Annotated in this window: 16 protein-coding genes and 2 pseudogenes; 10 read left to right on the top strand and 8 right to left on the bottom strand. The window is 69.2% G+C overall.

The features are described from left to right. Positions 1-24 precede the first annotated feature (24 nt). Together AQ610_RS14190 and AQ610_RS14185 are read right to left on the bottom strand one after the other, a co-directional pair. On the bottom strand, positions 25-900 hold the full coding sequence (locus AQ610_RS14190) for a segregation and condensation protein A (protein ID WP_006024892.1): 876 nt from the start codon (positions 898-900) through the stop codon (positions 25-27). Positions 901-904: 4 nt separating this feature from the next. Then, positions 905-1,093, bottom strand: a complete 189-nt coding sequence (locus AQ610_RS14185; protein WP_004193782.1) for a DUF3460 family protein — start codon at positions 1,091-1,093, stop codon at positions 905-907. A gap of 208 nt (positions 1,094-1,301) precedes the next feature. Between AQ610_RS14185 and AQ610_RS14180 the strand changes: the two genes are divergently transcribed. The 4 genes and pseudogenes from AQ610_RS14180 to AQ610_RS14165 form a co-directional block, all read left to right on the top strand. Beyond that, positions 1,302-3,119, top strand: a complete 1,818-nt coding sequence (locus AQ610_RS14180; protein WP_006024893.1) for an autotransporter assembly complex protein TamA — start codon at positions 1,302-1,304, stop codon at positions 3,117-3,119. Between the two features lie 13 nt (positions 3,120-3,132). Further along, complete coding sequence (locus AQ610_RS14175; protein WP_006024894.1) at positions 3,133-7,206, top strand: translocation/assembly module TamB domain-containing protein; 4,074 nt, start codon at positions 3,133-3,135, stop codon at positions 7,204-7,206. Between the two features lie 50 nt (positions 7,207-7,256). Then, positions 7,257-7,852, top strand: a pseudogene (locus AQ610_RS37390) (hypothetical protein). Continuing rightward, positions 7,849-8,440 (top strand): annotated as a pseudogene (locus AQ610_RS14165) (methyltransferase); the annotation flags it as partial. The pseudogenes AQ610_RS37390 and AQ610_RS14165, both read left to right, overlap by 4 nt. Positions 8,441-8,518: 78 nt before the next feature. Here the strand turns inward: AQ610_RS14165 and metG are convergent. Beyond that, positions 8,519-10,675 carry a methionine--tRNA ligase gene (metG, locus tag AQ610_RS14160; RefSeq protein ID WP_006024897.1) on the bottom strand — a complete coding sequence of 719 codons (2,157 nt, stop codon included), beginning with the start codon at positions 10,673-10,675 and terminating at the stop codon, positions 8,519-8,521. A 489-nt stretch (positions 10,676-11,164) separates the two neighbouring features. Then, positions 11,165-11,812 (bottom strand): YiaD family glycine zipper/OmpA-like lipoprotein, encoded by a 648-nt coding sequence (locus AQ610_RS14155; RefSeq protein ID WP_009911587.1) that lies wholly within the window; start codon positions 11,810-11,812, stop codon positions 11,165-11,167. Positions 11,813-12,189: 377 nt separating this feature from the next. Between AQ610_RS14155 and apbC the strand changes: the two genes are divergently transcribed. The 5 genes from apbC to AQ610_RS14130 all read left to right on the top strand — a co-directional run bounded on the left by apbC (position 12,190) and on the right by AQ610_RS14130 (position 17,721). Continuing rightward, positions 12,190-13,278 carry an iron-sulfur cluster carrier protein ApbC gene (apbC, locus tag AQ610_RS14150; protein WP_006024899.1) on the top strand — a complete coding sequence of 363 codons (1,089 nt, stop codon included), beginning with the start codon at positions 12,190-12,192 and terminating at the stop codon, positions 13,276-13,278. A 132-nt stretch (positions 13,279-13,410) separates the two neighbouring features. Further along, positions 13,411-13,950: a superoxide dismutase [Cu-Zn] gene (sodC, locus tag AQ610_RS14145; protein ID WP_006024900.1), complete on the top strand. Its 540-nt coding sequence runs from the start codon at positions 13,411-13,413 to the stop codon at positions 13,948-13,950. 103 nt (positions 13,951-14,053) lie between these two features. Then, entirely contained in the window at positions 14,054-14,623 is a 570-nt protein-coding gene (gene dcd / locus AQ610_RS14140; RefSeq protein WP_006024901.1) for a dCTP deaminase, read from the top strand. Positions 14,624-14,725: 102 nt separating this feature from the next. Beyond that, entirely contained in the window at positions 14,726-17,005 is a 2,280-nt protein-coding gene (locus AQ610_RS14135) for an arginine/lysine/ornithine decarboxylase (RefSeq protein ID WP_006024902.1), read from the top strand. 2 nt (positions 17,006-17,007) lie between these two features. Further along, on the top strand, positions 17,008-17,721 hold the full coding sequence (locus AQ610_RS14130) for a lysozyme inhibitor LprI family protein (RefSeq protein ID WP_006024903.1): 714 nt from the start codon (positions 17,008-17,010) through the stop codon (positions 17,719-17,721). Positions 17,722-17,734: 13 nt separating this feature from the next. On the opposite strand, the gene AQ610_RS14125 is transcribed toward AQ610_RS14130, so the two are convergent. From AQ610_RS14125 to AQ610_RS14115, 3 genes are all read right to left on the bottom strand, one after another. Further along, entirely contained in the window at positions 17,735-18,409 is a 675-nt protein-coding gene (locus tag AQ610_RS14125) for an HAD family hydrolase (protein WP_006024904.1), read from the bottom strand. A 32-nt stretch (positions 18,410-18,441) separates the two neighbouring features. Beyond that, the gene (gene argH / locus AQ610_RS14120; RefSeq protein WP_009911595.1) at positions 18,442-19,851 is read right to left on the bottom strand and encodes an argininosuccinate lyase; all 1,410 of its coding nucleotides are present in this window, start codon (positions 19,849-19,851) and stop codon (positions 18,442-18,444) included. Positions 19,852-20,104: 253 nt separating this feature from the next. Further along, a complete protein-coding gene (locus tag AQ610_RS14115) occupies positions 20,105-20,920 on the bottom strand; it encodes a helix-turn-helix transcriptional regulator (RefSeq protein WP_006024906.1) in 816 nt (271 codons plus the stop codon). 188 nt (positions 20,921-21,108) lie between these two features. On the opposite strand from AQ610_RS14115, the gene AQ610_RS14110 reads away from it, so the two are divergent. After that, complete coding sequence (locus tag AQ610_RS14110) at positions 21,109-21,864, top strand: class I SAM-dependent methyltransferase (protein ID WP_009911605.1); 756 nt, start codon at positions 21,109-21,111, stop codon at positions 21,862-21,864. Between the two features lie 78 nt (positions 21,865-21,942). On the opposite strand, the gene ppc is transcribed toward AQ610_RS14110, so the two are convergent. Continuing rightward, positions 21,943-24,801 (bottom strand): phosphoenolpyruvate carboxylase, encoded by a 2,859-nt coding sequence (gene ppc / locus AQ610_RS14105; RefSeq protein ID WP_006024908.1) that lies wholly within the window; start codon positions 24,799-24,801, stop codon positions 21,943-21,945. Between the last annotated feature and the right edge of the window lie 334 nt (positions 24,802-25,135).

The following is a 25,135-nucleotide window of genomic DNA, read 5'->3' as shown; positions in this document are numbered from 1 at the left end:
ACACAAGCGCCGCGCGAAACGCGCTCAAGCCGGCAGATAGGCGAGCCGCACGTAGATCGGCGCGAACGGCTCGGCCTGCGTGATCTCGACGAGCGATTCGCGCGCGAGCTCGAGCATCGCGATGAAGTTGACGACGACGACGGGCACGCCGCGCGACGTGTCGAACAGATCGGCGAACTCCATGAAGCGCGCGTTCTGCAGCTTGCGCAGGATGAGGCTCATGTGCTCGCGCACCGACAGCTCCTCGCGCGAGATCTTGTGATGCTGGACGAGCTTCGCGCGCTTGAGCACGTCGGCCCACGCGGCGCGCAGGTCGTCGGCGTTCACGTCGGGGAAGCGCGGCGTGATGCTCTGTTCGATGTACACCTCGGCGCGCAGGAAGTCGCGGCCGAGCTGCGGCAGTTGATCGAGGCGCTGCGCGGCGAGCTTCATCTGCTCGTATTCGAGCAGGCGCCGCACGAGCTCGGCGCGCGGGTCCTCCGCTTCCTCGCCCGTGTCCGCCTTCTTCACGGGCAGCAGCATCCGCGACTTGATCTCGATCAGCATCGCCGCCATCAGCAGGTATTCAGCCGCGAGCTCCAGATTCGACTCGCGGATCTGGTCGACGTAGCCGAGATACTGCGCGGTGACCTCGGCCATCGGGATGTCGAGCACGTTGAAGTTCTGCTTGCGGATCAGGTACAGCAGCAGATCGAGCGGGCCTTCGAACGTTTCGAGAAAGACTTCGAGCGCGTCCGGCGGGATGTACAGATCCTGCGGCAGCTTGAAGAGCGGCTCGCCGTACAGGCGAGCGAACGCCGCGACGCCGTCGACCGTGTCGGGCGTCGAATCCGCGCCGGCGGGCGCGGCGATCGCGTCCTCGGGCTGCGCGCTGGCGCTGGCCTCGTCGGCGGCGCTCACGGCGTCAGAAGTTCTGGTAGTAGACGTATGGCGTCTGGCGCACGCGCGCGCGCTGCTGCGCGTCGCGCTCTTCGAGGTCGATCGGCTGCTTGTCCCACAGCAGCGCGCGGCCCTTGCGCTGCTCTTCTTCGAGCGTCGGCTTTTGCTGCTTCAACTGGTTCAGGAATTGCGTGATGTCGGACTGGTACGGCATGGCTTGGCTTTCCGTTCTGAGCCGGGCGCGGCGCGCCCGCGGGTACGATCGCCGGGATTTTACCGCAACGCGGGGAACAGCCGGCGGCAAACGGCGTCGAAAGCGCGAGCGTCATGCGTCAATGTGTCCGAAAGCGCGTTCCGCGTGCACCGCACTGTGTTCAAATGACGGCTTTGATCCGACGAAATTCTTACAGCGGAGGTTTTGTTTGGCAGGGCGGGCACCACGACAGCATGCTTTTTCGCGCGGCGCGCGCGGCGCGCCGAGCCGCTCGCCCGGATGGCACGCATTTGCGCGGCGCGGGCTGCGCGCGCTGCTCGCGGGCTGCGCGGCCACGCTCGCGGCGCCCGCGTTCGCGAAGTACGCGGTCGAGATCGACGCGCCGCGCTCGGTCAGGAGCCTCCTCAAGCAGCACCTCGACATCGCCCGCTTCGCGAAGCGCGAGGACCTGAGCGAAGACCAGTTCGAATTCCTCGTGACCGCGACGCCGCAGCAGGTGCGCGAGCTTGCCGCGACGGCCGGCTACTTCTCGCCCGTCGTGCGCACCGACGTGCGCACGACGGGCGGCGAGCGCCGCGTGACGGTGTCGGTCGAGCCGGGCGCGCAGACGGTGGTGTCCGCGGTCGATCTGAAGTTCGACGGCCCGGTCGCGAGCGAGGACCCGAAGCAGGAGACGGCGACGCGTCTTGCGTTCTCGCTGAAGCCGGGCGACCCGTTTACGCAGTCCGGCTGGGACGATGCGAAGAACGCGGCGCTCAGGCAACTGCAGTCGCGCCGCTATCTCGGCGCGAAGATCACCGCGTCGGAGGCGCGCATCGATCCGCGCACGCGAGAAGCGACGCTCGCGGTGACGCTCGACAGCGGACCGACGTTTACGATCGGCGCGCTTGACGTGTCCGGCGTGCGCCGCTATCCGGAAAAGATCGTGCACAACGTGAATCCGCTGGCGGTGGGCGAGATCTACGACGCGAAACGCATCACCGAACTGCAGCGGCAACTGCAGAACACGCCGTACTACGCGAGCGTCGCGATCGACGTCTCCGACGACGTCGCGCGCCCGCTCGATTCGCCCGTTCACGTGAAGGTGAGCGAATACCCGTACAACAGCGTGCGCGGCGGGATCGGCTACGCGACCGACACGGGGCCGCACATTCAGGGTTCCTATACGTATCTCGACACGTTCGGCGCCGCGTGGCCGCTGTCGGTGTCGGGGCGGGTCGACCAGATCCAGCAGTACGGGCAGGTCCAGCTATCGATGCCGCCGGGGCCGCGCGCGTGGACCAACAGCATCCTCGCGTCGTACACGAACACGAACGTATCGGACACGCGGATCTACAGCGCGCGCATCGGCGCGCAGCGCACGCGCACCGGCCAGTTCATCGACTACTCGTACTCGCTGATGTTCTATCAGGACCGGCTCGACCAGAACGGCGCCGGCCCGACGACGAGCCGCGCGCTCGTCCCGCAATGGGCGTGGACGCGCCGCAACGTCGACGATCCGCTGTTCCCGCGCTCGGGCAACCTGATCCACGCGGAAGCCGGCTTCGCGGTGAAGGGCGTGCTGACCGACCAGACGTTCATCCGCGGCTACGCGCGCGGCCAGCAATACGTGCCGATCGGCAAGCGCGACCTGTTCGTGTTTCGCGCGGAGCTGGGCGGCGTGTTCACGAGCGGCGGCTCGTCGGGCGTGCCGGCGTCGCTGCTGTTTCGCGCGGGCGGCTCGAACTCGGTGCGCGGCTACGGCTACCAGAGCATCGGCCATTCCGTCGACGGCTCGGTGCTGCCGACCAAGTACCTGGTGACGGGCACGGCCGAATACCAGCACTGGTTCAACCGCGACTGGGGCGCGGCGACCTTCTTCGACATCGGCACCGCGACCGACGCATGGGGCGAGAAGGTGTTCTATCCGGGCGCGGGGCTTGGCGTGCGCTGGCGCAGCCCGGTCGGCCCCGTCAATTTCGATCTCGCTTACGGCTTGAAGAACAAGAGCGTGCGTCCGTATCTGACGCTCGGCATCGCATTCTGATTTTTCATTTGGCATGACGAAGGACGTATCCGAACCGATTCCTCCCGACGCGCCGGACGGCGGCGCGCCCGGCGGCCCGCGCGAGCCCGCGCCGAAGCCGCGCCGCTCGCCCGGCGCGCGCGCGCTCGTTTCGCTCGCGTGGGCGGCGCTCGCGCTCGTCGTGCTTGTCTGCGCGACGGCGGGCGCGCTCGTCGCCGCCGCGACGACCGAGCGCGGCACGCAGCTCGCGTGGCAGGCGGCCGTCAAGCTGCTCGGCGGGCGGCTCGCGGGCACGCTCGAAGGCGGCGCGCTCGCAACCGGCGTGCGGATCAGGCAACTCGCGTGGACGAGCCCGGACGGTTCGGGCACCGAAGTCAGGATCGACCGCGTCGCCGGGCGCTGGGCGCTCACGCGCGCGCCGTGGCGCTTCGCGATCGCGTCGCTGCGCGCGGGCACGATCGACGTGCGCGTCGCGCCGTCGCCGCCGCAGCCGACGGTGATGCCGAAGGATCTGCAATTGCCGCTGCAGCTCGCGATCGACGATCTGCGCTTCGACAAGCTGCTGATCCACGAGGCCGGCTCGACGACCGAGCTCGACAACCTGATCTTTCGCGGCGCGAGCGACGGCCGCCGTCACGATGCGACGCTCGAGCGCCTCGACACGCCGTTCGGCGCGCTCACCGCGAACGCGCGGCTCGACGGCGTGCGTCCGTTCGCGATCGACGGCAGCGCGACCTATGCGGGCAAGCTCTCGGGCGAGAGCGTCGATGCGCGCGCGCGGGTGTCGGGCTCGCTCGAGGCGCTCGTCGCGGAGCTCGATGCGTCGGGGATGAAGCTCGCCGGCCGCGCGCACGTCGAGGCCGCGCCGTTTTCGGCCGTGCCGCTCACGCGCGCGTCGCTCGTGTTCGATCACGTGAACCCGCGCGCGCTGTCGCCCGGCGCGCCCGTCGCCGATCTCGCGGTGCGCGCGCAGCTCGAGCCCGCCGCGCCCGATCCGACGTCGCCGAAGGCGTTCGTCGTCACGGGGCCGGTGTCGATCGTCAACGCGAAGCCCGGCCCGCTCGGCGACGCGCTGCTGCCGCTCGTCGAAGCGCACGCGAACGTGCGGCTCGACGCGCACGCGCAGCGCATCGACGCGCTCGCCGTGCGCACGATCCGCGACGGCAGCGTGACGGGCGGCGGCGCGCTCGCGAACGGCCGCGGCAAATTCGACCTGAAGGTCGCGAATCTCGATCCGAACGCGTTCGTCGCCGCGCTGCGGCCGATGCGGCTCGCGGGGCCCGTCGGCGTCGCGCTCGAGCCGGGCGCGCAGACGATCGACTTCGATCTCGCCGACGCGAGGCTCGCGCTCGGCGCGAAGGCGAAGGTCCGGCTCGACGCGAAACGGACGACGATCGCCGATGCGCGCGTGACGGCGGGCAAGGGGCGCATCGAACTCGCGGGCGCGCTCGAGCACGACGCGCGCTCGACTTACGACCTGAAGGCGAAGCTCGTCGACTTCGATCCGCTCGCGCTGGCGGCAGCCGGCGCGCCGTCCGGCGCGAAGGCGGGCGGCGGCAAGGGCGCGAAGGGCGCGAAGGGCGCGCGGACCGCGCAAGGCGCGGCGATTGCCCCACGGGCGGGCACGGCGCGCGTGAACGGCACGCTCGCCGCCACGGGCGCGCTCGCGCCCGGCTTCTCGACGAAGGTGCAGTTCAGGCTCGGCGACAGCGTCTACGACGGCCTGCCGATGACGGGCGAAGGCACCGTGCACATGGCGGGCGCGCGGGTCCTGCCGAGCAACGCGAACCTGTCGATCGCGGGCAACCAGGTCGACTTGCGCGGCAGCTTCGGCGCGCCCGGCGACCGGCTGCGCTTCAATGTCGACGCGCCGCAGCTCGAGCGCCTCGGTTTCGGTCTCGCGGGCCTCGTGCGCGCGAACGGCGAGCTGACGGGATCGTTCGCACACCCGAACGTCGTCGCCGACTACACGGCGGCGGGCGTCGTGTTCGGCTCGAACCGGATCGGCGCGGCGCAAGGCCGCGCGAACATTCGCGATGGCGCGAAGGGCGCGCTCGTGTTCACCGCCGACGCGAGCGACATCGCGCTCGGCGCGGTCAGCCTGAGGACGCTATCCGCGCACCTGAACGGCACGCGCGCGAAGCACACGTTCGAGGCGACCGCGGTCGGCATCGCCGAAGGGCGCGTGATCAATCTCGCGGTCGCGGCGAACGGAGGCGTCGTCGACGCGCGCGACGGAATGCGCTGGGACGGCACCGTCACGCGGCTGTCGAACCGCGGCACGCCGTCGATTTCGCTCGACACGCCGCTCACGATCTCGGCGGGCGCGCAGCGCGTGACGCTGAGCGCGGCGAAGCTGTCCGTCGAAGGCGCGACGCTCGACCTGACGTCGTTCGCGCTCGAGCGCGGCAAGCTGCGCACCGCGGGCGCGATCACGAACCTGTCGGTCGCGCGCGCGCTCGAGATCCGCGCGGAGCTCACGGGCAAGCGCTCGCCGCTGCGCACCGACCTGATTCTCGACGGCGACTGGGACGTCACGCTCGGCGATGCGGCCGCGGGCCACGCGCAGATCAAGCGCCGCAGCGGCGACGTGACGATCGAGACCGGACGCGGCGTCGCCTCGTTCGGCATCACCGATCTGTCGGCGCGCGCGGCGTTCGCGCCCGGCAACCGGCTGAATGCGGCCGCGCACGCGCAGGCGAGCCGCGTCGGCACGTTCGACGCGAACGTCGCGGTGCCGTTCGCGCTGCGCGACGGCGTGTTCGGCGTGGCCGAGGACGGACCGCTCGCGGGCCGCGTCGACGCGGACGTGCCCGCGCTGCAATCGACGGGCGGCCTGTTCGGGCCGAGCTATCTGCTCGACGGGCGCGCGGCGCTGAAGCTGACCGTCGCCGGCACGCCCGCGAAGCCGAAGCTCTCGGGCACGCTGACGGGCGACAACCTGTCGGCGACGCTCGTCGACCAGGGCGTGCAGTTGAAGGAGGGGATCGTGCGCGTGAACCTGACCGAGAACCTCGTCGAGTTCCAGCAGGTCGAGTTCCACGGCGGCGACGGCACGCTGCGCGCGATCGGCCGCGTGCGGCTGGACGGCAGCGAGCCGGATCTGACGGCGAGCATCGTCGCCGACAAGCTCGAGCTCTTCGCGGCGCCGGACCGCAAGCTGTCGCTGTCGGGCAAGGCGGTCGTCGGGAACGACGCGCCGCGCGGCGGCATCGCGATCAACGGCAAGTTCACCGTCGACCGCGCGCTGTTCGACTTGCCCGAAGAGGCGGCGCCGCACCTGTCGGACGACGTCGTGATCGTGCGCCCCGGCAGCCTCGAGCGCGGCGAGACGAAGACGGGCACCGCGATCGCGAAGCCCGCGCCCGCGACCGAGAAGCCCGCGCCGTCGCTCGCGCCGCGCGCGAACATCGACATCGGTCTCGGCCGCGACTTCCGCTTTAAGGGCCACGGCGCGGATCTGCGGCTCGCGGGCACGGTGACCGTGATGAGCGCGCCCGGCGTGCCGCTGCGCGCGGTCGGCAACGTGCGCGTGACGGAAGGCTCGACGTACACGTCGTTCGGCCGCAAGCTCGCGATCGAGAACGGCTTCTTCACGTTCAACGGGCCGGTGTCGAATCCGGGCATCAACATCCTCGCGATGCGCCGCAACCAGGAAGTCGAGGCGGGCGTGCAGGTGACGGGCACTGTGCAGTCGCCGGCCGTGAGGCTCGTGTCCGAGCCGAACGTGAACGACAACGAGAAGCTGTCGTGGCTCCTGTTCGGCCACGGCACCGACCAGGGCAACAACCTCGGCCAGCAGAACGCGATGACGACGGCGCTCGCGCTGCTCGGCAGCGCGACCGGCAAGCGCGTCGCGCAGACGGTCGGGCTGGACGAAGTGTCGGTCGGCCGCAGCGACGTCGGGCTGACCGATCCGCAGGTCGTGCTCGTGTCGAAGGCGATCAACGAGCGCTTCGTGCTCGGCTATGAGCAGGGGCTGCAGTCGGCGAGCAACGCGTTCAAGGCGACGATCAACCTGACGCGGTTCTGGGCGATCTCCGCTTACGGCGGCACGTTCCAGGGCGTCGACCTCAACTACACGCGGCGCTTCGATCGCTGGTGGTGACGGCGCAGCGTGCGTGATCGGTGCGCAGGCAGCCGCCGCGATCGTTCGTCATGCAGACGAAAGATATCGTCGACGAAACGGCGGCGATACGAGGGCGCGTACCTATGACCGTGCTGACCCACATCATGCGCAGAACGCAGCGGTACGCGACGCTGCCGCTTTCGCCTCGCTGCGCGACGACCGCCTGCCGCCGCGCGTCAACGCGCACACGCGCGAAGACGATCGTCATTGGCCGTGGTGGCTTCTCAAGGATCTGGAGAGGCTCGGCTGGAGCCGCGAGACCACGATGACGGATGCGCTGCGCGCGCTGTGGAACGACGACACGCACCGATGCCGTTTGCCGATGTACGAGCTGTGCGCGATCGTCGAGGCGATCGAGGAAACCGGCAACGTGCTGCTCGCGCTGACGACGCGGCTCGCCGACGAGGTACAGGCGCAGACGGGGCGCGAGCTGCGTTACGTGGGCGCGTATCACTTCGCGCGCGAGCATGCGCAATTGAGCGGCATCGAGCTCGACGCTGCGAAGCGGCGGCGCTGCGTCGCGCCCGTCGACCGGGTGTTCGACGCGTTCGCCGCGTGGACGCACGAAGCGGCAGGCGAGATCGCCCGCGTCGGCGCGCCGTCCGTCTCGGTGGAAACGCCATGACGCACGCACTCCCGCGCTACGACGCCGCCGCCGTATTCGACGTCGCGACGAATCTGTTCGTCTATCCGGCGATGCTGATCGCGCATCGGCTGGGCCTGTTCGAGCGGCTGGGCGAGGGCCCGCGCACGCTCGACGAAATCGGCGCCGCGCTCGGCCTTGCGCGGCGGCCCGCCGAGGCGCTCGTCAACGCGTCGGTCGCGCTCGGCATGCGTTTCATGCGCGCGATGGAAAGCCTGAGCGCGTCACACGCGCTGGCGTGGCCGACCAAGCTCGACCTCGCGCGGCATCGCGTGATGCTCGACGTCGGCGGCGGCTCGGGCGCGAACGCGGTCGGCGCGCTGTCGGCGTGGCCGTCGCTGCGCGCTGGCGCGAGCGCGTGGCGCTGCATCCGGGCGACATGTGGCGCGATCCGTTCCCTGCGGCCGATCTGCATTTCTACTCGAACATCTTTCACGGCTGGCCGGCCGACAGGAGCGCGGCGCTCGTGCGCAAGAGCTTCGATGCGCTGCCGTGTGGCGGGCGCATCGTGCTGCACGAGGTGCTGTATCTCGCGACGACAAGGGCGGGCCGCTCGCCGCCGCCGGATGGCGATCGAGACGATTCCGGGTATTTCAGCCTCGTGACGGGCGTGAAGCCGTGACGTTCGCGCGCATCGGCGTCGCGCGCTTACTTCACGCGCATGCCAGGCTTCGCGCCGCCGTGCGGCTCGAGAATGTAGAGGCCCGGCTCGGCCTTCTCGTCAGCCGCCGATGCGGCGAGCACCATCCCTTCGGACAGGCCGAACTTCATCTTGCGCGGCGCGAGGTTCGCGACCATCACCGTCAGCTTGCCGACGAGCTGCTCGGGCTGGTACGCGGACTTGATGCCCGAGAACACGTTGCGGGTCTTCTCCTCGCCGACGTCGAGCGTGAGCTGCAGCAGCTTGTCCGAGCCTTCGACCGCCTGGCACGCGACGATCTTCGCGATGCGCAGATCGATCTTCGCGAAATCGTCGATCGAGATGATCGGCGATGCGCCGTCGCCAGCGCTCGCCGCGCTCGCCGCATTCGCGGCCTTCGCGCTTTTCCCGTTCGTCGCGCCCGCGCCCGCGTCGGCCGCGGCGGCGGCCGCGCGCTGCAGCGAGCCGCGGTTCGCCGCGAGGAGCGCGTCGATCTGCTTCGGATCGACGCGGGTCATCAGGTGCTGATATGCGCGGATCGGCTGCTCGGACGACAGCGGCTTGCCCGCGTCGGCCCATGTAAGCGGCGCGATGCCGAAGAACGCCTCGACGCCTTCCGCGACGCGCGGCAGCACGGGCTTGAGCGCGAGCGACAGCAGGCGGAACGCCTCGAGGCTCACGCTGCAGGTTTCGTGCAGCGCGACCGCGTTCACGGGGTCCTTCGCGAGCTCCCACGGCTTCGCGGTGTCGACGTAACCGTTGACCGCATCCGCGAGCTCCATCGTCTGGCGCAGCGCGCGGCCGTACTCGCGCGCCTCGTAGTGCGCGGCGATCTGCGCAATCGCGTCGCGCAGCGTCGCGACGAGCGGATGATTCATTGCGCTCGCCTGCACGCGGCCGTCGAAGCGCTTGATCAGGAAGCCGGCCGCGCGGCTCGCGATGTTCACGTACTTGCCGACGAGGTCGCTGTTCACGCGCGCCTGGAAGTCCTCGAGGTTCAGGTCGATGTCTTCCATCGTCGCGTTCAGCTTCGCGGCGAAGTAGTAGCGCAGCCATTCGGGGTTCAGGCCCGTGTCGATGTAGCTCTGCGCGGTGATGAACGTGCCGCGCGACTTCGACATCTTCGCGCCGTCCACCGTCAGGAAGCCGTGCGCGAACACGTTGGTCGGCGTGCGGTGGCCCGAGAACTCGAGCATCGCGGGCCAGAACAGCGTGTGGAAGTACAGGATGTCCTTGCCGATGAAGTGATACTGCTCGGTCGTCGAATCCTTGTTGATCCACGCGTCGAAATCGATGCCGCGCTGCTCGCACAGGTTCTTGAAGCTCGCGTAGTAGCCGACGGGCGCGTCGAGCCACACGTAGAAATACTTGCCGGGCGCGCCGGGGATCTCGAAGCCGAAGTACGGCGCGTCGCGCGAGATGTCCCAGTCGGCGAGCTTCGCTTCGCCCGCGTCGCCGAGCCATTCGCGCATCTTGTTGGTCGCTTCGGGCTGCGCGAGGCCGCTCACCCATTCGCGCAGGAACGCCTCGCAGCGCGGATCGGACAGGCGGAAGAAGTAGTGCGTCGACGTCCTGCGCACGGGCGCGGCGCCCGAGACGACCGAATACGGATGGATGAGATCCGTCGGCTGGTAGGTCGTGCCGCACACTTCGCAACTGTCGCCGTACTGGTCCTTCGCGTGGCACTTCGGACACTCGCCCTTGATGAAGCGGTCCGGCAGGAACATCTCCTTGACGGGGTCGTAAGCCTGCTCGATCTCGCGCTCGGCGATGAAGCCCGCTTCCTTCAGCGCGAGATAGATCTTCTCGCTCAGCACGCGGTTCTCGTCCGAGTCGGTCGTGTAGAAGTTGTCGAACGAAACCCCGAAGCTGTCGAAATCGCGCTTGTGCTCGCGCCACACGCGCTCGATCAGTTGCTTCGGGCTCACGCCTTCCTGCTCGGCGCGCAGCATGACGGGCGTGCCGTGCGTGTCGTCCGCGCCGATGTAGTAGATCTCGTGACCGTGCATTCGCATCGTCCGCACCCAGATGTCGGTCTGGATGTACTCGACCAGGTGGCCGATGTGAATCTGCCCGTTCGCATAGGGCAGCGCGGACGTGACGAGGATCTGGCGGCGGCCTTGCGGCGCGCCGGCCTGCACGGAGGTGAGGTCGGATGCGGACATAGGGTCTCTGAAGGGACTGCTTGCGGAAAATCGTAGGGAAACTGCGATTCTAGCAGGGCGGCCGCCTGCCGATGTGCGGGCGGGCCGCGCGCGGTTGCGCCCGTCGCGCGGGGTTGCGATCCCGCGCGCGACGGCGGCGCATCGGCTGCTTCGGCCGCATGTCACGAAGCATGATGACTTGCGGATTGAAAGATTGGGGCGGGACGGCTAGATTGACGCCGGCGATTCGGTGCCGGGCAGCGCTGGCGCGGCAGAAGAAATATTGCGCTGCAGCCAGGCTGCGTGCGGGCAAAAAAAACCGGGGCGGACTTTGCCCCGGAGCAACAACGACAAGAGGAGAATGGTGACGCGCCGGCAGCACCAGTCACGTACCGTAAAGAGAGACTACGCCGCTCGCAAGAAGTTCGAAAATTTTTTCGAGTTGTTACGAATCGCCTCGAAAGCCTTGTGCGGCGGGGCTCGGCGCGCCATTCTCCGAGTCGGTCGGATTTACTGTGCCGCTTGCGGTGCGCGCAGGTAAATCTCGACGCGGCGGTTTTGCGCGCGGCCGGCTTCCGTCGCGTTGTCGGCGATCGGGTTCGATGCGCCCATGCCCTGCGCGGACAGGCGGCTCGCCGCCACGCTGCGTTGCGAGAGCGCGTTCACGACGCTCTGCGCGCGATTCTGCGACAGCGTCTGGTTGTACGCGGCCGAGCCCGTGCTGTCGGTGTAGCCGACGACCGACGCGGTGATCTGCGGGTTCTGGTTCAGCGTCGTCGCGAGGTCGTTCAGGAGCGGCGTGAAGGCCGGCGTGACCGCGTACTGGTTGGTCGCGAACGTGACCGAGCTCGGCACGTTCAGCTTGAGCGAGCCATCCGGCTGCTCGGTGACCTGCGTGCCCGTCTGCTGCGCCGACGGCGCGAGCTTGTTCTTGATCGCTTGCCAGTTGTAACCCGTCACGCCGCCGACGAGCGCGCCGACGCCGGCGCCGATCGCCGCGCCCTTGCCGCCGCCAGCCAGCGCGCCGATGCCCGCGCCGAGCGCGGCGCCCGTGCCGGTGCCGACAGCCGTGTTGGTGCCTTGCTGGGTCGCGCAGCCCGCCAGCAGGGCGCCGGCGAGAGCGAATACGGACAAGCGCGTCGCGATTTTGGTATTCATCTTGGTTTCCTCTCTTGAGTGACTCGACAAGAACAAAAAAAGAACTGCTCTTTCGGCGGGGGCGGCCCGCGCGCCGACGATCATGCGGGCGCGCGAACGCCCCGATCCGTCCGGCGTCCGGTCAAGGGCCCGTCGCCATCGCGACAAGCCCCGTTCGCCAGGATGGCTGTTCGGATCGAGCGCGCCCCAGCCTCTACAATATAGGCGGTGTGGCCACCGATGTGGCCCCGATGCGCGCCGCCCGCGAAGATTGCGCCGCAAGTCGGCTTTGCGCAATGGCGTGCAATAAATTCTTTCACTTTTCTCGCTTTACGCCCGGATATTTGAAGATTATTGACCTTTTGGGCGATTTTGAGCGACGTTCCCACGGAGTTTCGATGAGTATCGACAGGGCGCTCGTCGACGCCGCACTCGCGGCAGTCGTCGACCCGAACACCGGCCGCCCGTATGCGGCGCACCGCGGCATCCGCAACGTGGCGATCGACGGCGACGCCGTGTCCGCCGGCGTCGTGCTCGGCTATCCGGCGAAGAGCCAGTTCGACGACGCGCGCGCGCGCGTCCTGGCCGCGCTTGCCGCAGTGCCGGGCGTGCGGAGCGCGCGCGTCGACGTGTCGCAGGAAATCGTCGCGCATGCGGTGCAGCGCGGCGTGCAACTGTTGCCGAACGTGAAGAACATCGTCGCGGTCGCGTCCGGCAAGGGCGGCGTCGGCAAGAGCACGACGGCCGTGAATCTCGCGCTCGCGCTCGCGGCGGAGGGCGCATCGGTCGGCATCCTCGACGCCGACATCTACGGCCCGTCGCTGCCGACGATGCTCGGCATCCACGAGCGGCCCGAATCGCCCGACAACAAGTCGATGAACCCGCTCGTCGGCCACGGGCTGCAGGCGAACTCGATCGGCTTTCTGGTCGGCGAGGACAACCCGATGGTGTGGCGCGGCCCGATGGCGACGTCGGCGCTCGAGCAGCTCCTGCGCCAGACCAACTGGCGCGATCTCGACTACCTGATCGTCGACATGCCGCCCGGCACGGGTGACATCCAGTTGACGCTCGCGCAGCGCGTGCCGGTGACGGGCGCCGTGATCGTCACGACGCCGCAGGACATCGCGCTCCTCGACGCGAAGAAGGGCCTCAAGATGTTCGAGAAGGTCAATATTCCGATTCTCGGCATCGTCGAAAACATGAGCATCCACGTGTGCTCGAACTGCGGGCACGAGGAGCATGTGTTCGGCGCGGGCGGCGCCGAGCGGATGGCGCAGGAATACGGCGTCGCCGTGCTCGGCAGCCTGCCGCTCGACATCCGGATTCGCGAGCAGGCGGACAGCGGCGCGCCGAGCGTCGTGGCGGACCCGAACGGCGCGCTCGCCGAGCGCTACCGCGCGATCGCGCGCGGCGTTGCGATCGCGATCGCCGAGCGCGCGCGGGACATGTCGTCGAAGTTTCCGACGATCGTTGTTCAAAATACGTAAAATCCCGCGCCGGCCCGCGTCGGGCGGTGTTTGCGGCGCCGCGAGTCACGGTATCATGACGACTTTCCCGAAGGTCCCCTTTACCGGCCCGGCGGGCGCTCGCCCGAGCGTTTCGCCCGGCATGAGGATCGCATGAAACGACGACTCGACGGCGTGCCGGGGTGGCTCGCGCTCAATGCGCCGCTCGTCCTGGCCGCCATCGGCCTTTTGGCCGGCTGCACTACTTTTGCATCGCAACACGAAAAGCGCGCCGACGCGCTGCTCCAGCCGACCGTCGGCAGCCAGGCGCGCGGCACGGTGACGCTCGCCGAACGCCCGGACGGCGTGCAGGTCACGTACAACTTCGCGGGCCTGCCGCCCAACAGCGACCACGCGTTGCAGGTTCACGAGCGCGGCGACTGCAACGCCGCCGACGGCTCGAGCGCGGGCGCGGTGTTCGCGCCCGCGGCCGACCGGCTGCGCGCGGGCGCGCGCGTCGGCGGCGACCTCGGCAACATCCATGCGGACGCGAACGGCGTCGCGGCGGGGTTCATCACCGCGCCGGACCTCGCGCTCGACGGCGTGCGCTCGGTGCTCGGCCGCTCGGTGCTCGTCCATCGCGATCCGGGCGATCCGGCGTTCCCGCAGCACGGCGCGGGCCCCGCGCTCGCGTGCGGCGTCGTGCGGCAATGACGCGAGTCGGTCCGTTCGCGATCGCGTAAAATGTGCGCCTTTCGTGGCCGCCGGACCGTCCGGCGGCTTCCTTCCCGATAGCAGCGTTTTCCGGCGCCTTTTTATGAGCATCAAGTCCGACAAGTGGATTCGGCGCATGGCCGAAGAGCACAAGATGATCGAGCCGTTCGTGCCCGATCAGGTTCGCGCCGCCGCGGACGGCCGCAAGATCGTCAGCTACGGCACGTCGAGCTACGGCTATGACATCCGCTGCGCGGACGAATTCAAGATCTTCACGAACATCAATTCGACGATCGTCGATCCGAAGAACTTCGACGAGGGCTCGTTCGTCGATTTCAAGGGCGACGTGTGCATCATCCCGCCGAACTCGTTCGCGCTCGCGCGCACCGTCGAGTACTTCCGCATTCCGCGCACCGTGCTGACGGTGTGCCTCGGCAAGTCGACTTACGCGCGCTGCGGGATCATCGTCAACGTGACGCCGTTCGAGCCCGAATGGGAAGGCTACGTGACGCTCGAATTCTCGAACACGACGCCGCTGCCCGCGAAGATCTACGCGAACGAGGGCGTCGCGCAGGTGCTCTTCTTCGAGAGCGACGAAGTCTGCGACGTGTCGTACGCCGACCGCGGCGGCAAGTATCAGGGCCAGCGCGGTGTCACGCTGCCGAAAACCTGATCTGCTTGCATATCGATCTGACCTATCGCCAGTCCGGGTGACCGCTGTGCCAGGGCATGAACAGGCCCCTGCGCCGCGGTCGTTCTTTTTGGAGAATCGCCCATGAAGTTTCGTTTTCCCGTCGTCATCATCGACGAAGATTTTCGCTCCGAGAACATCTCGGGCTCCGGCATCCGGGCGTTGGCGGAGGCGATCGAGAAGGAGGGCGTCGAGGTGCTCGGCCTGACGAGCTACGGCGATCTGACGTCGTTCGCGCAGCAGTCGAGCCGCGCGTCGTGCTTCATCCTGTCGATCGACGACGACGAGCTGATGCTCGGCGAAGTCGGCGCGGACGGCGAACTGCCCGAGCTCGCGACCGCGATCATCGAGCTGCGCGCGTTCGTGGCCGAAGTGCGCCGCCGCAACGGGGACATCCCGATCTTCCTGTACGGCGAGACGCGCACGTCGCGCCATCTGCCGAACGACATCCTGCGCGAGCTGCACGGCTTCATCCACATGTTCGAGGACACGCCGGAGTTCGTCGCGCGCCACATCATCCGCGAGGCGAAGGTCTATCTCGATTCGCTCGCGCCGCCGTTCTTCAAGGAGCTCGTCAAGTACGCGGACGAAGGCTCGTACTCGTGGCACTGCCCGGGCCACTCGGGCGGCGTCGCGTTTCTGAAGAACCCGCTCGGCCAGATGTTCCACCAGTTCTTCGGCGAGAACATGCTGCGCGCCGACGTCTGCAACGCGGTGGACGAGCTCGGCCAACTGCTCGACCACACGGGGCCGGTGGCGGCTTCCGAGCGCAACGCCGCGCGGATCTTCAGCGCCGATCACCTGTTCTTCGTGACGAACGGCACGTCGACGTCGAACAAGATCGTCTGGCACGCGACGGTCGCGCCCGGCGACATCGTGCTCGTCGATCGCAACTGCCACAAGTCGATCCTGCACGCGATCACGATGACGCACGCGATTCCCGTGTTCCTCACGCCGACGCGCAACCACTTCGGCATCATCGGGCCGATTCCGCGCGACGAGTTCAAGCCGGAGAACATCCGCAAGAAGATCGAGGCGAATCCGTTCGCGCGCGAGGCGCTCCGGAAGAACCCGAACGCGAAGCCGCGAATCCTGACGATCACGCAGAGCACGTACGACGGCGTCGTCTACAACGTCGAGCAGATCAAGGACCTGCTCGGCGACCTCGTCGACACGCTGCACTTCGACGAAGCGTGGCTGCCGCACGCGGAGTTCCATTCGTTCTACCAGGACATGCACGCGATCGGCGCGGGCCGCCCGCGCACGGGCGCGCTCGTGTTCGCGACGCACTCCACGCACAAGCTGCTCGCGGGCATCTCGCAGGCGTCGCAGATCGTCGTGCAGGATTCGGAGAACCGCACGTTCGACAAGCACCGCTTCAACGAGGCGTACCTGATGCACACGTCGACGAGCCCGCAGTACGCGATCATCGCGTCGTGCGACGTCGCGGCCGCGATGATGGAGCCGCCGGGCGGCACCGCGCTCGTCGAGGAATCGATCGCCGAGGCGATCGATTTCCGCCGCGCGATGCGCAAGGTGGACGCCGAATACGGCGACGACTGGTTCTTCAGCGTGTGGGGGCCGGACAACCTGGCGCAAGAAGGCATCGGCTCGCGCGAAGACTGGATGCTGAAGCCGAACGACCGCTGGCACGGTTTCGGCCCGCTCGCGCAGGGCTTCAACATGCTCGACCCGATCAAGGCGACGATCATCACGCCGGGGCTCGACGTGGACGGCGAATTCGGCGAGACCGGCATTCCGGCCGCGATCGTCACCAAGTATCTGGCGGAGCACGGGATCATCGTCGAGAAGACGGGCCTGTACTCGTTCTTCATCATGTTCACGATCGGCATCACGAAGGGCCGCTGGAACTCGATGGTCACCGAGCTGCAGCAGTTCAAGGACGACTACGACAACAACCAGCCGCTCTGGCGCGTGCTGCCCGAGTTCGTCGCGCAGTATCCGATCTACGAGCGCGTCGGCCTGCGCGATCTCTGCACGCAGATCCACGACGTGTACCGCGCGAACGACATCGCGCGTCTCACGACGGAGATGTACCTGTCGAACATGGAGCCCGCGATGAAGCCGTCCGACGCGTTCGCGAAGCTCGCGCACCGCGAGATCGACCGCGTGCCGCTCGACGAGCTCGAAGGGCGCGTGACGAGCATCCTGCTCACGCCGTATCCGCCGGGCATTCCGCTCCTGATCCCGGGCGAGCGCTTCAACAAGACGATCGTCAACTACCTGCGGTTCGCGCGCGACTTCAACGAGCGCTTCCCGGGCTTCCACACGGACATTCACGGTCTCGTCGCGGAAGAGATGAACGGGCGCATCGAGTACTACGTCGACTGCGTGCGCGACTGACGATGACGCAAGTCCGCAAGACGCTCGTGCGCTTCGCCGCCGCCGCGCTCGCCGGATGGCTCGCGGCGGCGGGCGCGGCGCGCGCCGAGGTCGCGGCGGCCGATCCGATCGACGTCGCGATGCGCCAATGTCTCGCGCGGCGCGACCGCTCGTCGACGGCGGGCCAGATCCAGTGCATGGACGAGGCGCGGCAGCAGTGGCAGGGCGAGGCCGACGCCGCGTACCAGCGGCTCGTGAAGACCGCGCCCGCCGACGCGCGGCGCGGCTGGCAGGAGAGCCAGCGCCGCTGGCTCGCGTGGCGCAAGGACGAGGCGCATCTCGTGCGCGCGGTCTACGAGACGACGCAGGGGACGATGTACGCGATGGCGAGCGCCGACATGCGGCTGCAGCCGGTGCGCGACCGCGCGCTCGCGCTGCGCGGCGCGGCCGAACGCTACGCGCAGCCGGGCGGCGGCAAGGGCGCCGTGCATCGGGTGCGGCCGTGCATGCGCGATGCGGCGTGCGAGCACGCGCTCTTCGACATGAACCGCTATTACGAGAAATTGCGCGCGCGGATGCCCGTCGATTCGCTGCCGACGCTCGTCGCCGCGCAGCGCGAGTGGGCGGCGTTCCGCGACGCGACGACGCCGCTCGTCGGCGAGGGCGAGCGCGTCGATCTGATCGGCGCGCGCGTTGCGACGCTCAAGCGCTTCTCCGAGACCGTCAACAATCGCTGAGCGCCGCGAGGGTTCACGCGAGCCGCGCGGCGCGCGGGCCGAACCACGCCGGCACGAGCGCGACCGCATCGTCGAGCGAATCGAGCACGCGCAGGCTCAGCGCGACGATCTCGGGCGTCGGCGCCTTCAGATCGGGCACGGTGACGACGGACGCGCCCGCGCGCGTCGCGGCGAGCGCGCCGAAATCGCTGTCCTCGAACGCGACGCACGCGTGCGCGGGCACGTTCAGCCGCTCGGCAGCGAGCCGGTAGACGGCCGGATCGGGCTTGCCGCGCGCCACTTCGTCGCCGCCCGCGATCGCGGCGAAATGCCCGAGCACGCCGACCGCGTGAAGCCGCGTGCGGATCACGTCGCGCGCGGACGACGATGCGACCGCGCACGGCACGCCCGCGCCGGCGAGCGCGGCCAGCAACGCGCGCGCGCCCGCCTTCAGCGGAAATTTCGGATGCGGCTGCGGCGCCGCGAGCCGCGCGCGCACCTGCGCGGACACCGCGTGGAACGTGTCGTCGCCGAGCAGGCCGGCGAGAATCGTCTGGCCTTCGCGGAACGAGCGGCCGACGATCTGCAGATAATCGGCGGCCGACAGCGCGGCGCCGTGCGCATACGCGACGTCGATCCACGCGTTCATGATGGTCCGCTCGGAATCGACGAGCAGGCCGTCCATGTCGAAGATTGCCGCTATGAACATGGGGTCGTCCGTGACGCGGGCGCCGCTCCCGCTTACTTGCCGAGCGCCGCGCGCGCGGCCTTCGCCGCCGCGCGCACCTGGTCCGGCGCGGTGCCGCCCGGGTGGTTGCGGCTCGCGACCGAGCCTTCGAGCGTCAGGTAGCCGAACACGTCGTCGCCGATCAGATGCGCGACGTTCGGCAGTTCCTGCTTCATTTCGTCGAGCGTCAGGTCCGCGAGGTCGATGCCGCGCGCATCGCAGATCTTCACCGCGTGCGCGACCGCTTCGTGCGCGTCGCGGAACGGCAGCCCGCGCTTCACCAGATAGTCGGCGAGGTCGGTCGCCGTCGAGAAGCCCTGCTGCGCGGCCGAGCGCATCGCATCCGGCTTCACGGTGATGCCCGCGGCCATCTCCGCGAAGATCCGCAGCGTGTCGGCGACGGTGTCGACCGTGTCGAACAGCGGCTCCTTGTCTTCCTGATTGTCCTTGTTGTACGCGAGCGGCTGGCCCTTCATCAGCGTGAGGAGCGCCATCAGGTGGCCGTTCACGCGGCCCGTCTTGCCGCGCGCGAGCTCGGGCACGTCCGGGTTCTTCTTCTGCGGCATGATCGAGCTGCCGGTGCAGAAGCGGTCGGCGATGTCGATGAAGCCGACGCGCGGGCTCATCCACAGCACGAGCTCTTCCGAGAAGCGCGATACATGCGTCATCACGAGCGCGGCCGCGGCCGTGAATTCGATCGCGAAGTCGCGGTCGGACACCGCGTCGAGCGAGTTCGCGCAGATGCCCTCGAAGCCGAGCGTTTTCGCCACCGCGTGGCGGTCGATCGGATAGCTCGTGCCCGCGAGCGCCGCCGCGCCGAGCGGCAGGCGGTTCACGCGCGCGCGGCAGTCGCGCATGCGCTCGGCGTCGCGCGAGAACATCTCGACATAGGCGAGCAGGTGATGGCCGAACGTGACGGGCTGCGCGACCTGCAGGTGCGTGAAGCCCGGCAGGATCGTGTCCGCGTTCTTTTCGGCGAGATCGATCAGCGCGCCGCGCAGGTCGGTCAAGAGGCCGCCGATGCGGTCGATCTCGCCGCGCAGCCACAGGCGGATGTCGGTCGCGACCTGATCGTTGCGCGAGCGGCCCGTGTGCAGGCGCTTGCCCGCGTCGCCGATGAGCGCGGTCAGGCGCGCCTCGATGTTCAGGTGCACATCTTCGAGATCGAGCTGCCACTCGAATTCGCCGCGCTCGATCTCGCCCCTGATCTGCGCCATCCCGCGCTCGATCGCGGCGAGGTCGTCGGCGCTGATGATCTTCTGCGCGGCGAGCATGCCCGCGTGCGCGAGCGAGCCGGCGATGTCGACGAGCGCGAGCCGCTTGTCGAAGAAGACCGACGACGTATAGCGCTTGACGAGCTCGGACATCGGTTCCGAAAAGCGGGCCGACCAGGCCTCGCCCTTTTTGTGCAGTTGGGACGTCATGGCGATTCTTAGCAGGGGAGTGGAGCGGCGCGCGCCGCGAATGGACAACGCGGATTCTAGCATTCGCGGGCCGGCCGGCCGATGCCGGCGGGGCCGGAGCGGCGAGGCGCGCGTTGTAGAGGCCGGGCGTCGCTTCCGCATGCGCTTTCACCGCGACGATCATGTTCTGACGCGGTCTTGCCCGGCTTCGGCCGGCTTGGCGCGGCACGGCGGAATGACGCGTGCGGCCGAACGCGGGCGCGGTTTCGCGCCGTCAGACGTCCTCCCGAACCAGCAGGACGAGCTTCAGGTCCTCGCGGTGCGCGGGCTTGAGCGTCATTTGCTGATAGACGGCGCGGCCCTCGCGCGGATGGTCGAACGCGCGTTCGCCGCCTTCGCGCTCGCCCACGTCCTGCGACGCCCAGTAATGCGCGAACGCCTCGCTGTCGGCGAGCAGCGAATCGATCAGCGCGCGGGTGGGCGCGTCGTTCAGATGGCGGATCGTGTCCGCGCGGAATTCGGCGACGAGCCGCCGCGCACGCGTTTCCCAATCGACGATCAGCGCGCGCGCCGCGGGCGACGTGAACGTGAAGCGCAGCAGGTTGCGCTCGCCGCGCTCGCCGTCGAGCCAGCCGGTGAAGAGCGCGGCGGCCGCGTCGTTCCACGCGAGCGCGTTCCATTGACGGTCGAGCACGTACGCGGGCGTCGCGATCAGCTTCACGGCGGCGACGAGCGTGTCCGGCACGTCGCTCGCCGCGAATTCGGGCTCGGCCGGGTCGCGCTGCGCGGCGAGCTCGAACAGATATGCACGCTCGGCGCGCGACAGCCGCAGCGCGACCGCGATGCGCGCGAGCGCGTCGGCCGATGCCGACACTTCGCGGCCCTGCTCGATCCACGTGTACCAGGTCGGACTCACGCCGCAGAGCTGCGCGACTTCCTCGCGGCGCAGCCCGGGCGTCCTGCGCCGCGGGCCGGGCGGCAGGCCGAGCGCCTGCGGCGACAGCCGCTCGCGGTGCGCGCGGATGAACTCGCCGAGCGCGCGGGCGGGCGTGGAATCGAGGGACGGCGGCGGGGCGGACGGGCGGCTCATCTGGGGCGGATCGGGCGATGCGTGAGAACGAACGGGACGGCGGCGCTCCGGCAGGCAGGCTGGTGGAGCGGATACCAGGATAATTGCTTGGCTTGTACCAGTACCAATCGGGCTCTATTGTAGCGGCTCATGGCGGCCGATGCAGTTGGCCGGCCGCCTTCGATCCCCACGTGACAAGGAATCCGCCGATGAAGCATCACGATCGAGTCGCCGACGCGTTCGGCACGACCGCCTCCGCCTATTTGACGAGCGCCGTCCATGCGAGCGGCGCGGATCTCGACACGCTTGCCGCCGAGATCGGCGCGACGCCCGGCGCGCGCGTGCTGGATCTCGGCTGCGGCGCGGGCCATGCGAGCTTTGCCGCCGCGCGCGGCGGCGCGCAGGAGGTGATCGCTTACGACCTCGCGCCGCAGATGCTCGCGACGGTCGAGGCGGCGGCGCGCGAGCGCGGCCTCGCGGACGTGCGAATCGAGCAGGGCGCGGCCGAGCGGCTGCCGTTCGCCGATGCGTCGTTCGACTGGATCGTGAGCCGGATGAGCGCGCACCACTGGCACGACGTGCCGCGCGCGCTCGGCGAGGCGCGCCGCGTGCTGAAGCCGGGCGGCCGCGTGCTGTTCGTCGACATCGCGGGCGCCGATCATCCGCTCGTCGACACGCATCTGCAGACGGTCGAGTTGTTGCGCGACGCGTCGCACGTGCGCGATTACCGCGCGGACGAATGGCTCGCATTCTTCGCGCAGGCGGGCTTCGTCGCGCGGGTGCGCGAGCGCTGGCGCCTGCCGATCGGGTTCGACGGCTGGGTCGCGCGGATGAGGACGCCCGACGTGCGCGCGAACGCGATCCGCGCGCTGTGGGCGGACGCGCCCGACGAGGTGCGCGCGTATTTCGACGTGCAGCCGGACGGCTCATTCGAGCTCGACGCGGTGATGATCGACGCGCGTTGATGCGGCAGCGAGGGTGGCGGGGCGCGCGGGCGGGCAGGAAGGCGCGCGTCGCCGCCCGCGCGCGACGCTTCGCGACGCTCAACCCGTATTGCGCAGGCCGGCCGCGATTCCGTTGATCGTCAGGTGGATCCCGCGCCGCAGCCGCGCGTTCGAGTCTCCCGCGCGGTGCCGCTTGATCAGCTCGACTTGCAGGTGGTTCAGCGGATCGAGGTACGGGAAGCGGTTCTTGATCGAGCGCGCGAGGAGCGGATTCGCGGCGAGCCGCGCCTCGGTGCCGGTGATCTCGGCGAGCGCGTCCGCCGTGCGGTGCCATTCGGCGACGATCCGCTCGAACACGTGCTTGCGCAGCTTCTTGTCGGCGACGAGCTGCGCATAGCGCGATGCGACCGCGAGATCGGTCTTCGCGAGCACCATGTCCATGTTCGACAGCAGGTTCGCGAAGAACGGCCAGGTCTTGTTCATCTTCTTGAGCAGCGCGACGCGCTTGCCGCGCTCGGCCGCGTCCGGCGCGCCGTCGAGATACGCGGCGACCGCGCTGCCGAAGCCGTACCAGCCAGTCAGCAGCAGCCGGCACTGGCCCCACGAGAAGCCCCACGGAATCGCGCGCAGATCCTCGATCCTGCGATTCTTCGGGTCCTGCAGCTTGCGCGAAGCGGGCCGGCTGCCGATGTTCAGCTCGGCGATCTCGGTGATCGGCGTCGACGAGAAGAAGTAGTCGGTGAAGCCGGGCGTCTCGTAGACGAGCGCGCGGTACGACGCCATCGCCGCATCCGACAGCGCCTGCATCGCCGCTTCGAACGCAGGCAATTGCTTCGGCGCGTTGCTGTGCGGCGCGAGCGTCGCCTCGAGCGTCGCGGCGACGACCGTCTCCAGATTGCGCCGGCCGATCTCTGGGTTCGAGAACTTGCTCGCGATCACCTCGCCCTGCTCGGTCAGCCGGATCTGGCCGTTCACCGTGCCGGGCGGCTGCGACAGGATCGCCTGATAGGTGGGACCGCCGCCGCGGCCCACCGTGCCGCCGCGGCCGTGGAACAGGCGCAGCTTGATCCCGCGCTCGTGGAACAGGTCGACGAGCGCCAGTTCCCCGCGATAGAGCTCCCAGTTCGACGTGAGGAAGCCGCCGTCCTTGTTGCTGTCCGAATAGCCGAGCATCACTTCCTGCTCGTGGCCTTGGTGCGCGAGCAGCTCGCCCACGCCCGGCAGCGCGAAGAATTCGCGCATGATGTCGGACGCGTTGCGCAGATCGGCGATCGTCTCGAAGAGCGGAATCGCCATCAGGCCGTTGCGCGCGTTGGCGTGCGGCGTGCCGAGCGTGCCTTCGAAGAGGCCCGTCTCCTTCTGCAGCAGCAGCACTTCGACGAGGTCGCTCACCGTCTCGGTGTGCGAGATGATGTAGTTGCGCACCGCGCGCGCGCCGAACTGCGCGCGGATCGCGCGCGCGCGCTCGAGCACGCCGAGCTCGCTCTTCGCGAGGTCCGAATAGTCGAGATACGGCGAGCGCAGCGGCCGCGGGTCCGCGAGCGCCGCGAGCAGCACGCGCAGCTTGTCCGCTTCGGGCAGCGCCGCGTAGTCGGGCTCGACGCCGCCGCGCGCGAGCAGCTCGGCGATCACGGCTTCATGGATGTCCGAGCTCTGCCGCAAGTCGATGCTCGCGAGATGGAAGCCGAACACCTCGGCCGCGCGCGTGAGCGGCGCGAGGCGCGGCGTCGCAAGCGATTCGCCGTGATGCAGCGCGAGCGAATCGGTCAGCACGCGCAGATCGGCGACGAATTCCTCCGCGTCCGCATACGGCGTCGCGCGCACGGGCGCGGCGCCGCGGCCCGCGCTCCGCACGGGCACCGCGCCTTCGCCCAGCCGCACGCGCGCGCTTGCCGCGAGCCGCGTGTAGACGCCGATCAGCGCGCGGCGGTACGGCTCGTCGACGCGGTGCGGCGACTGGTCCGGCGACGCGGCCGCGAGCGCCTTCAGCGCATCGCTCGCGCCGACGAGCAGGTTCGACGCGGAGAGCTCCGCGCCCAGCTTGTGCACCTGCTCCAGGTAATGCTCGAAGATCACCGCCGCCTGGCGGGTGATCGCCTCGTCGAGCGTCGTGGCGGTGACGTTCGGGTTGCCGTCGCGGTCGCCGCCGATCCAGCTACCCATCTGGAAGAACGCCGGCACGCGCGCGGGCAGGCCGTGCTCGGCGAGCGCCTCCTCGATGTCCGCGTAGAGCGCGGGCAGCTCGTCGAGGAACGTCGCGCGGTAGTACGACAGCGCGTTCTCGATCTCGTCGGCGACCGTCAGGCGCGCGTCGCGCAGCATCCGGGTCTGCCAGAGCGTCGTCACGCGCGCGCGCAGCAGCGCCTCGTTGTGCGCGAGCTCGCGAGCGGTCAGCGGCTGGTCGCGCTCGGCGAGCAGGCGCGCGATGTCGTGCTGCGCGTCGAGAATGCTCTTGCGCTGCACTTCGGTCGGGTGCGCGGTCAGCACGGGCACGATCAGCGCGCCTTCGAAGAACTGCTTGATCGTCTTCGGCGACGCGTCGCCCGCCTGCCGGAGCCTGTCGAGCGCGTACGCGACGGTGCCCGCCTGCGGCGCGGAGCCCGCGAGCGCGTGGATCCGGCGGCGGCGGTTGTGATGGCGGTCCTCGGCGATGTTCGCGAGGTGCGAGAAATAGCTGAACGCGCGCACGACGCTCACCGTCTGGTCGGGCGTGAGCTTGCGCAGCATTTTTTCGAGCGTCTGCGCGGCGGCCTTGTCGTCCTCGCGGCGGAACTTGACGGCGGTCTGGCGGATCGTCTCGACGATGTCGAACACGGCGTCGCCTTCCTGCTCGCGAACGACGTCGCCGAGCAGGCGGCCGAGATAGCGGATGTCCTCGAAGAGCGGGCGGTCCTTGTCCTCGCGCGTGCGGCCCTGGGGTTTCGCGGATGCGGCGTTCGTCGGCGCGATCGTGCGCACGGCGGCGCCGTTGCGCTTGCGCGCGGGTTTCGCGGCGCGGCGGGCGGGAAGCTCGGCGTTCGCCGGGGCGGAGGAGGACGAGACAGCATTGCGGCGCGTCGCGCGCGCCGATCCGGAAGACTTCACGATCGATTTCCTTGGGAAAGCACGAGTGAACGGGAACTGCGGTCCAGCAACAGCGAGGGCGATCAAGCGGCGCGGCGGACGACGCGACCGGGCGACGCGGCGAGTGACGCGGCGGACGACGCGACGACGGCGGACCGGACCCGCCTGGCGGATGCCGGACTCCTTCTCGAACCGAACGATCGTTCGGGATCTCGACGCAGACCGGGCG

The organism is Burkholderia humptydooensis (genome assembly GCF_001513745.1).
Lineage (GTDB): Bacteria > Pseudomonadota > Gammaproteobacteria > Burkholderiales > Burkholderiaceae > Burkholderia > Burkholderia humptydooensis.
This window is presented reverse-complemented; position numbering and strand designations above follow the sequence as displayed.